The following is an 8,707-nucleotide window of genomic DNA, read 5'->3' as shown; positions in this document are numbered from 1 at the left end:
AAATACAGAAATACAGAAATACAGAAATACAGAAATACAGAAATACAGAAATACAGAAATACAGAAATACAGAAATACAGAAATTAATTATTTAGGTATATGAATTTTAAATTTTTTGTTTAACAAATTTGCAGTTAGATAATATTAATAAATTCTAATGTTCTTAAGATTTTTTTAGAGTAAGTTCACGATTTCGTTAGAAATAATAGATTCTAAATAAGAAAAAGTGATCGAATTTTAGATTTTAAAATATTTGACTGAGCGGCTGCTTAAAACTATCATTCCTTTGCTGACCTAAATTGTCAGTCGGTTTTGACAGGCCGTGGCGTATAGCGTACCTGATTCATACTTTTTCAAGTGTGGGTTTATGTGCGAAACCCTCGTGTTCCCCCTTTGCGGTAGAACGGGAGGGGGACGCTTCGTGCGTGCTGGTTCTATATGCCCAGTCTGTCAACCCCCTCTTTGTTCTACCACCATCATTTGACAGTGATTTGGTAGAACCTTTATTCGCATATAGGAATTTATCATGTCTCATTCATTTTTTCTCATTTGTGCCTCGCCACATGTTCAGCCTCATTATTTCAGACAATGGGGAATACAGAGCTAATTCTTAATTAGGTGTATTAAAAACAACATTTTTAAATAGAACAATTCATAAGGTGGATGGCTAAGTCACGCCTATAAAAAATACCTATTTTTATGTCCCCCTTGTGATTGTGAGTTATTGCATTAAACATGTGTGGGAATAACTATGACTGAATTAACGAAACCAAAAATCATTCCAATCGAAAACTACCCAAAGAAATCCAAGCTATTTTTAAAGTGTGTAGTCTTACCGATTGTGATCTTTTTAATTGTTGCCAAGATTTTTTCTTTTGGCGCTTTCGCCTATGTCTTCTTTGGCTTTGACCTATTCTGGTTTGTGATCATTTACTACCTATATCAATACGGAAATACCTACTTTGATGGGATGACCGAGCAGCTCAAACGTCAGGGTGAAACCTTTAATTATCAAAATCGTGGAGTCTGGATTAATAGCCAAGACAAGACCATCATTCTTTTTGATCAGCCTGATCAACGTTTAGTTAAATATCCTTTTGATTACATTACCTCTGTAGGTCATTACAACTTGGTCGAAGATCGCTTCAGAACCACGACTACCGTGATCAGTAACCCGATGATGGGTACACATGTTAATCAGCGTGAACATCGAACACCAATGAAGCGTGAGTTCCAAGTCAATATTGGAACACGAGATCAATTTAAACCTAACTATAGCCTTAAGGTGCTGTTCCCTTGGCGTAGTCCAAAAATGGCAAGTGAAATCCGTCAGTTACTATCGGCTGATCATTATCAATAACAACAATATATAGGATAAGAATCAGATGAAAAAATTAATGCTCAGTATTGTTATGACTACTGGTATGGTCGTAACTAGTTCAACAGTATGTGCTGAAACCAAAAAAGTGAACCTGTCAGCAGGGTTAAACTATGTTCTGTCTCAAGTAGCAACAAAGGGAGATAACAACCAAAGTAACCATAATATGGGGATGCTTTACTACCTAGGTAAAAATGGCGTACCGATAGATCATAAAAAAGCTGCTGAATGGTTTTCCAAGTCAGCCGCTAATGGTTATGCCCCATCCCAGTACGCATTATCGGCCATGTATTTAAATGGAGATGGTGTGCCACAGGATGCAGAAAAAGGTATAGCCTTATTGCAAAGTGCTGCACGGCAGGGACAACCTGAAGCAGTCAAGTTATACAATACATTGCAGGCTAAAGCACAACAGCTCAATACCACTCAAACGTCATCAGTACAAACAGCCACAACGGCTATTAAATACTATAATACATCCACGCTTGAGCCTAAAAACTTTAAGCAAGTGGTACTTCCTAACCTAAATACGGATACCATTGCCCGAAGTTTTTATAAAGTGACATCATCCAGAGAAAGAAAAAAAGATGATTATTGGGGAAGTGGCAAATATTACTATGTTAATAAGCCTAGTGACTTGGACGATCTCACTGACGCTGTGATCAGTATCGCCCCTATTTTTACATACCAAAATATGCAGGGCGAAACCCGTTATTTAGTCCCTGTAGAAGTGACTTTAGCAATCGAAGGCAGGATAGAAACCTCACATACTACACGAGGTACTTTGGAATTATATCTCTTTAAAAAGTTGGGCAATGGACAATTCCAAATGGTTTCAAAAACAGCCCAAGGGGGAATTGAAAGTATCGAGGGATATGGTCGAACCTCATGGAACGCCCAAGAGTTTAAGAGGAATTTACAAGCTTTTGGAAACAATACACTAGGAAGCTACACCATTGATGGTTATGACGGTAATGGTTATGGGGAAAGCGTATGGTCACTGCTTCTGTTAAATGAAGAAAGCTATATTGTTGAACAAATGTTTGACGAGGGAAAAGTTTCAGAACAACCAGAGTACGGCTATTCTTCAGCAATCAAAGTTAACCAAAATGGACAACCATTTTATCCATTCCAGATTCATTATAAAGGGACGGATTTGAACGACAATGATCGGAAGGTTACAATAAATAAAATTATAATTTATCAGTATGATAGCAAGAGTAAGTTGTATTCGAAGCAGAAATAATACTCCTAAATTTGAATAGATATATTGATGTCTATCCTCCTATTTCTATGTGCTAGGAATTGGAGGAAGTTATGAGAACGAGGAGACTTCAGGGAGTATTCAACAAATTAGAAATGATGGTGATCGTACTGACTTTTTTATTCATTTGGAAAGTATCTTTCAGGTAGATAAAGTAGGCAATAAGGCTAGAAATATGCTCAACTAACTATTCACTTTTTTCATATAACGTTCTTGTTTCGACTACTAAAAAAACTGTAAAACCTCATATTTTCAAATGCTTTTTTTAAAAATATGTTAAATTTTACATCAATATATTTTTTAAATTTAAGTGATAAAAGCACTTTATAATTTGGAGCTTGGTCTGAATGTCAGCTTTAACAAATTTACTTCAATCGATTGAAAAAATTAGCCTTACAAATAGAGATAAAGGTACTTCATTTGAGAATTTGATGATTCAATATTTCTTAAATGAACCTAAATATGCCGAAATTTATACAGAAGTTTTGTCATATTCTGATTGGGTTGAAAAGTACGGTGAAAAGTTAAAAGTTACTGATAAACGTGACTATGGTATTGATCTTATTGCGGTAACTATTGATGGTGAATTTCATCCAATCCAGTGTAAAAATTACAACACTACAAAAATTCAGAAGAAAGATATTGATAGCTTTTTAGGTGGCTCTGGTAAATCTTATTTTGCGTATCGCTATATCGTAGCCTCAACGGATGATTGGACTGATAATGCTAAATCATCTTTAGTGGATGCAAATCCACCTGTTGCAACTATTTCATTATTAGATTTAGAAGGCAGTTTAATTGACTGGTCACAGTTTAATTTTGATTCAAATGTGAAGCCTATATTTCGTAAAAAAAATAGTTTAAGAGATCATCAACGTCCCGCATTGTCGGCAGTCAAATATGGATTAGCTGAGGCAGATCGTGGCAAGCTTATTATGGCCTGTGGTACGGGTAAGACCTTTACCTCTTTGCGTATTGCTGAGGAACTGGTAGGTCGTGGTAAAAATGTATTGTTTCTAGTCCCTAGTCTTGCATTACTTAGTCAAACGCTTGATGAGTGGACTCAACAAACATCATTAGGTATCCGCAGTTTTGCAGTTTGTTCTGATAGTGATGTTGGTAAGAAAAAAGATGATGACAATATTGTAGTCGGGATTAGTGACTTAAAATTCCCTGCTACAACCAATCCCCAAAGTTTAGTTAAGGCATTTAAGGCAAGAGATTTATTTAAACCGAATGAAGCGAATGAGGACATGAATGTGGTTTTCTCAACCTATCATTCAATTGATGTCATTGCAGAAGCTCAAAAAGCAGGATTCCCTGAATTTGATTTAATTATTTGTGATGAAGCACACCGTACCACAGGTGCAACTTTTGAGGGAGATGATGAATCCAAGTTTGTGCGTATTCATAATAATGATTATGTACAAGGTAAGAAACGTCTATATATGACAGCTACTCCTCGTATTTATGGTGATACAGCTAAAGAAACAGAAGGTGTGACACTTTGCTCAATGGATGATAAATCGCTGTATGGTGAAGATCTATATGTCATAACATTCTCGCAAGCAGTAAAAATGGGCATTTTATGTGACTATAAGGTAATTGTACTTGCTGTTGAAGAAAGTCATATTAATCGTCAATTACAAGGCTTATTAAAAGACGAAAATAACTCTCTAAAAGTTGATGATGCTGCAAAAATTGTTGGCTGTTGGAAAGCTCTCGCTAAACAAGGTTTATATAATCCAGATGGCACAGTTGCAAAGCCAATGGAACGTGCGGTTGCCTTCTGTCAAGTGATTGAAAAAGAATATAAAGGCAAAAAACATAAAGTTAGTTCTAAGCAAATCACGGAAATGTTTAGTGCTGTTGTTGAAGCATATCAACAAGCGGAAATGGATCATTTATACAGAACAGAAGAAGATCCATATATTGATCCATCATTAAAACTTAATTGCGAAGTTAAACATGTTGACGGAGGGATGAATGCAACCGAGAAGAAAGATAAAATCACTTGGTTGAAAGAAACAGCCCCTGAAAATACTTGTCGTATCCTGTCTAATGTGCGCTGTTTATCAGAGGGTGTAGACGTTCCGTCACTTGATGCAGTTCTTTTCCTAACACCTCGCAACTCACAGGTTGATGTTGTGCAATCTGTTGGACGTGTCATGCGTAAAGCTGATGGTAAGCAACTTGGTTATGTCATATTACCTGTAGTGATTCCTGCGGGTGTTGAGCCTGAACAGGCGTTAAATTCTAATGAAGCCTATCGTGTGGTATGGCAAGTACTTAACGCTCTACGTGCGCATGATGACCGCTTTGATGCGATGATCAACAAGTTAGAGTTTAATGGCAAAGACGTATCTCGCATGGAGGTTATTGCGGTTGCTGATAAGGTTGTTAAAAAGACTAAAAAAGCCAAACCAAAACAAGGTGACGATGAAACAACGACTACAGGTTTAAGTGATGGAAAGAAACAAAGGGCCAAAGCACAAGCCAAAGGTGGTTCATCTATTGGTACAGCAGAAACCCCGCTACCAGTTCAAGAGGAAATGGTATTTGAAGTTGGTGAGATTGAACGTGCTTTATATGCCAAGATCGTAAAAAAATGTGGTAATCGTCATCATTGGGAAGATTGGGCAAGTGATGTAGCGAAAATTGCTAAAACTCATATTGACCGCATTCAAGCTATTCTTGAAAACTCGGAAAATACGAATGAAATTACCGCTTTCAATGAATTTGCTCATGAATTACGTGATGATTTGAATAACAGCGTATCTGATGCTGAAATCATTGAAATGTTGGCACAACATTTAATCACCAAACCAGTTTTTGACGCCCTATTCAAAGATCATAGCTTTGCTGAACACAACCCAATGAGTTTAGCAATGCAAAAGGTACTTGATGCCCTCAATGAGCATCATTTGGATAAAGAAGTAGACACGCTTAATTCATTCTATGAATCAGTGCGTATGCGAGCAGAAGGAATTAATACAGCCGAAGGTAAGCAAAGTATTATTTTAACGCTGTACGATTCATTCTTTAAGAATGCCTTTCCACGCATGACTGAAAAGCTAGGGATTGTTTATACCCCTGTAGAGGTGGTGGATTTCATTATTCATAGTGTCAATGATGTACTGAAAAGCGAATTTGGTAAAACCTTTGCTGATGATAACGTGCATGTACTTGATCCATTTACAGGTACAGGTACATTTATCAATCGCTTATTACAATCAGGTTTAATCCCTGCGGATCGTTTGATCTACAAATACAAAAATGAAATCCACGCCAATGAGATCGTTTTATTAGCGTATTACATCGCATCAATTAATATTGAAACCGTGTATCACGATCAGATGAAAGTGATTAATCCTGAGCTAGAATATACACCATTTGAAGGGATTTGTTTAACCGACACCTTTGAAATGTACGAAAAAGAGGATTTAGTTAGCAAAATTTTAATTGATAACAGTGCACGACGTAAACGCCAAAAGGATCTTGATATTCGTGTGATTATTGGTAATCCACCTTATTCATCAGGTCAAGAATCTGCAAATGATAATAATGCGAATGTTGCCTATCCCCATTTAGATGAACGCATTAGAACAACCTACGCAGAATATACAACTTCCACCAATAAAAACTCACTTTATGATTCATATATTCGTGCAATTCGTTGGGCGAGTGATCGTATCAAAGACTGTGGTGTGATTGGTTTTGTAACCAATGGTGGTTACATTGATACGAATTCTGCCGATGGTTTACGCAAATGTTTGGCTGATGAATTTAGCTCATTGTACTTCTTCCATTTAAGAGGCAATCAACGCACTTCGGGCGAGCGTTCACGGCAAGAAGGTGGCAAAATCTTTGGTGGTGGTAGTCGTGCACCGATTGTGATTGCAGTATTGGTTAAAAACCCAAAAGTAAAACAATATGGTCAAATCTATTTTCATGACATCGGTGATTATCTAAGCCGTGAAGACAAATTAGAGAAAATTTCTGATCTAGTCAGTATTAATGGCATTACTGCAATTGATGGTTGGACGAAAATTACACCTGATGAACATAACGATTGGTTAAATCAGCGTGATGATAGTTTTAGCGGCTTTATTGAGATTGGAAATAAGAAAGATAAATCTAAAATAAGTTTATTCTTGAATTACTCAAGAGGTGCAGAATCAGGTCGCGATGCTTGGGTATATCAAAGTAGTAATGAGAAGTTAAAACATAATATAGAAAGTATGATCAACTTTTATAATAATAATCTAACAAATGGCAATAATCCAATAATGGATACAACCAAGATCAGTTGGACAAGTAGCTTATTATCTAGTTTTGAAAAAAAGAATAACATAACATTTGATGAAAGTCTTATTCGCTTTTCAATTTATAGACCATACCAAAAACAAAATTTATATTTTGGTGGTGGATTAATACATCGTGTCGGTCAGATGCCTCAAATCTTTCCAACATCAGATACGGAAAATTTAATTTTATATATAAGCGGTAGCAGTAGTAGCGGTAAAGATTTTTCTGTAATTATCACTAATATTATTCCTGATTTAAATATGCAACATTCAGGAGGACAAGGTTTCCCACTTTACCTTTACGAAGAAACTACAGTAAAAGGCAATGGTGCTGACCTATTTAACCATGCTCAAACCAAAACAGCAGATGGAAAATATATTCGTAAAGATGCCATTAGTGATGAAGGGCTAAAGCATTTCCAAGATGCCTACCCGACTGAAACGATTAGCAAGGAAGATATTTTCTACTATGTGTATGGCTTATTACATAGTGAAGATTATCGTAGTCGTTATGCTGACAACCTTACCAAAGAGTTACCACGCATCCCATGCGTGAAAAAAACTGAAGATTTCTGGGCATTCTCTAAAGCAGGGCGTGATTTGGCACATTGGCATTTAAACTATGAAACTGTAGAGCCGTATAAAGCTAAATTGGACTTGGGTGGTAAATCATTAAAGCAGCTAGCAGATAAAGACTTCTATGTGACCAAAATGAAATTCCCAAAAAAGGATCAAAAGGATACGGTGGTCTATAACAATGCCATTACCATTCGTGAAATCCCTATAGAGGCTTATGACTACGTTGTGAATGGTAAGTCAGCACTTGAATGGGTAATGGAGCGCCAAGGTGTTTCTACGCACAAAGACAGTGGTATTGTAAACGATGCAAACAATTGGGCAATTGAAACTATGGGTGATGCTAAATATCCATTGAATTTGTTTTTACGTGTGATAAAGGTAAGTTTGGAAACAATGAAGATTGTCAAAGCTTTGCCTAAGTTGGATATTTAAATTCAGGGGATAACTAATGATTAAACTTACAAATATTGAAATTCTAAAATATAAATCATTCACGACACCTCAATCCGTACATATTGAAGATGGGCGAATTCAAACATGAGGTGCGACAGTTTCAAAAGCCATATGATAATCAACAAGCTGAGCAAATTTCTCTAATGGTGTAAGCCAATCTAACGCTTTTCTAGGACGAGTATTCAGTGACATGGCAACTTGATTTAAATAATGCTGATCTGCCTGATTTAAATCAATCCCTTTAGGTAAATATTGCCTAATTAAACCATTCATATTTTCGCATGTGCCTTTTTGCCAGGGTGAATGTGGGTCACAGAAATATACATCTATGCCTAAATCTTCTTCAAGTATTTTATGTTCTGCCATCTCGCGTCCACGGTCATAGGTCAACGTTTTACGCAGTTCTGCAGGTAAATATTTCAGAGCTTCAGTTAAAGCCTTGCGCACTGATTCTGCCTTTGCATCAGGTAATGTTGCCAAGATACAGAGCCGTGTATTTCGTTCAATAAGTGTTGCTATCGAACTTTTATTGTCTTTACCTTTAATTAAATCAGCTTCCCAATGACCCGGTATTTTTCTTTCTTGAACTTCGGCTGGGCGCTCATGAATAGTTTTAATATCCTGTAATATAGAATCTTTTTTAGGTTCACCGTTAGCTTTTCGCTTTTTATTTTCATGACGCAGACAGGATAATAAGTCTTTTTTCAACTCACCCTTTGGTAATGC

At 36.5% G+C, this 8,707-nt stretch carries 3 protein-coding genes and 1 pseudogene; 3 read left to right on the top strand and 1 reads right to left on the bottom strand.

Annotated elements, in window-relative coordinates; genetic code table 11:
- Positions 1–751: 751 nt before the first annotated feature.
- From MN869_RS20045 to MN869_RS20035, 3 genes are all read left to right on the top strand, one after another.
- Positions 752–1,360, top strand: a complete 609-nt coding sequence (locus MN869_RS20045) for a hypothetical protein (protein WP_130066764.1) — start codon at positions 752–754, stop codon at positions 1,358–1,360.
- A gap of 25 nt (positions 1,361–1,385) precedes the next feature.
- Positions 1,386–2,624 carry a tetratricopeptide repeat protein gene (locus MN869_RS20040; protein ID WP_241304608.1) on the top strand — a complete coding sequence of 413 codons (1,239 nt, stop codon included), beginning with the start codon at positions 1,386–1,388 and terminating at the stop codon, positions 2,622–2,624.
- A 365-nt stretch (positions 2,625–2,989) separates the two neighbouring features.
- Positions 2,990–7,960 (top strand): type ISP restriction/modification enzyme, encoded by a 4,971-nt coding sequence (locus tag MN869_RS20035; protein ID WP_241304607.1) that lies wholly within the window; start codon positions 2,990–2,992, stop codon positions 7,958–7,960.
- Between the two features lie 99 nt (positions 7,961–8,059).
- Here MN869_RS20035 and MN869_RS20030 read toward each other — a convergent pair.
- Positions 8,060–8,707: pseudogene (locus tag MN869_RS20030) on the bottom strand (IS30-like element ISAba125 family transposase); the annotation flags it as partial.

Source organism: Acinetobacter sp. NIPH1876, assembly GCF_022808535.1.
In the GTDB taxonomy this organism is placed as follows: domain Bacteria; phylum Pseudomonadota; class Gammaproteobacteria; order Pseudomonadales; family Moraxellaceae; genus Acinetobacter; species Acinetobacter higginsii.
Note: the sequence above shows the minus strand (reverse complement) of the source record. Positions and strands in the feature narration are given on the sequence as shown.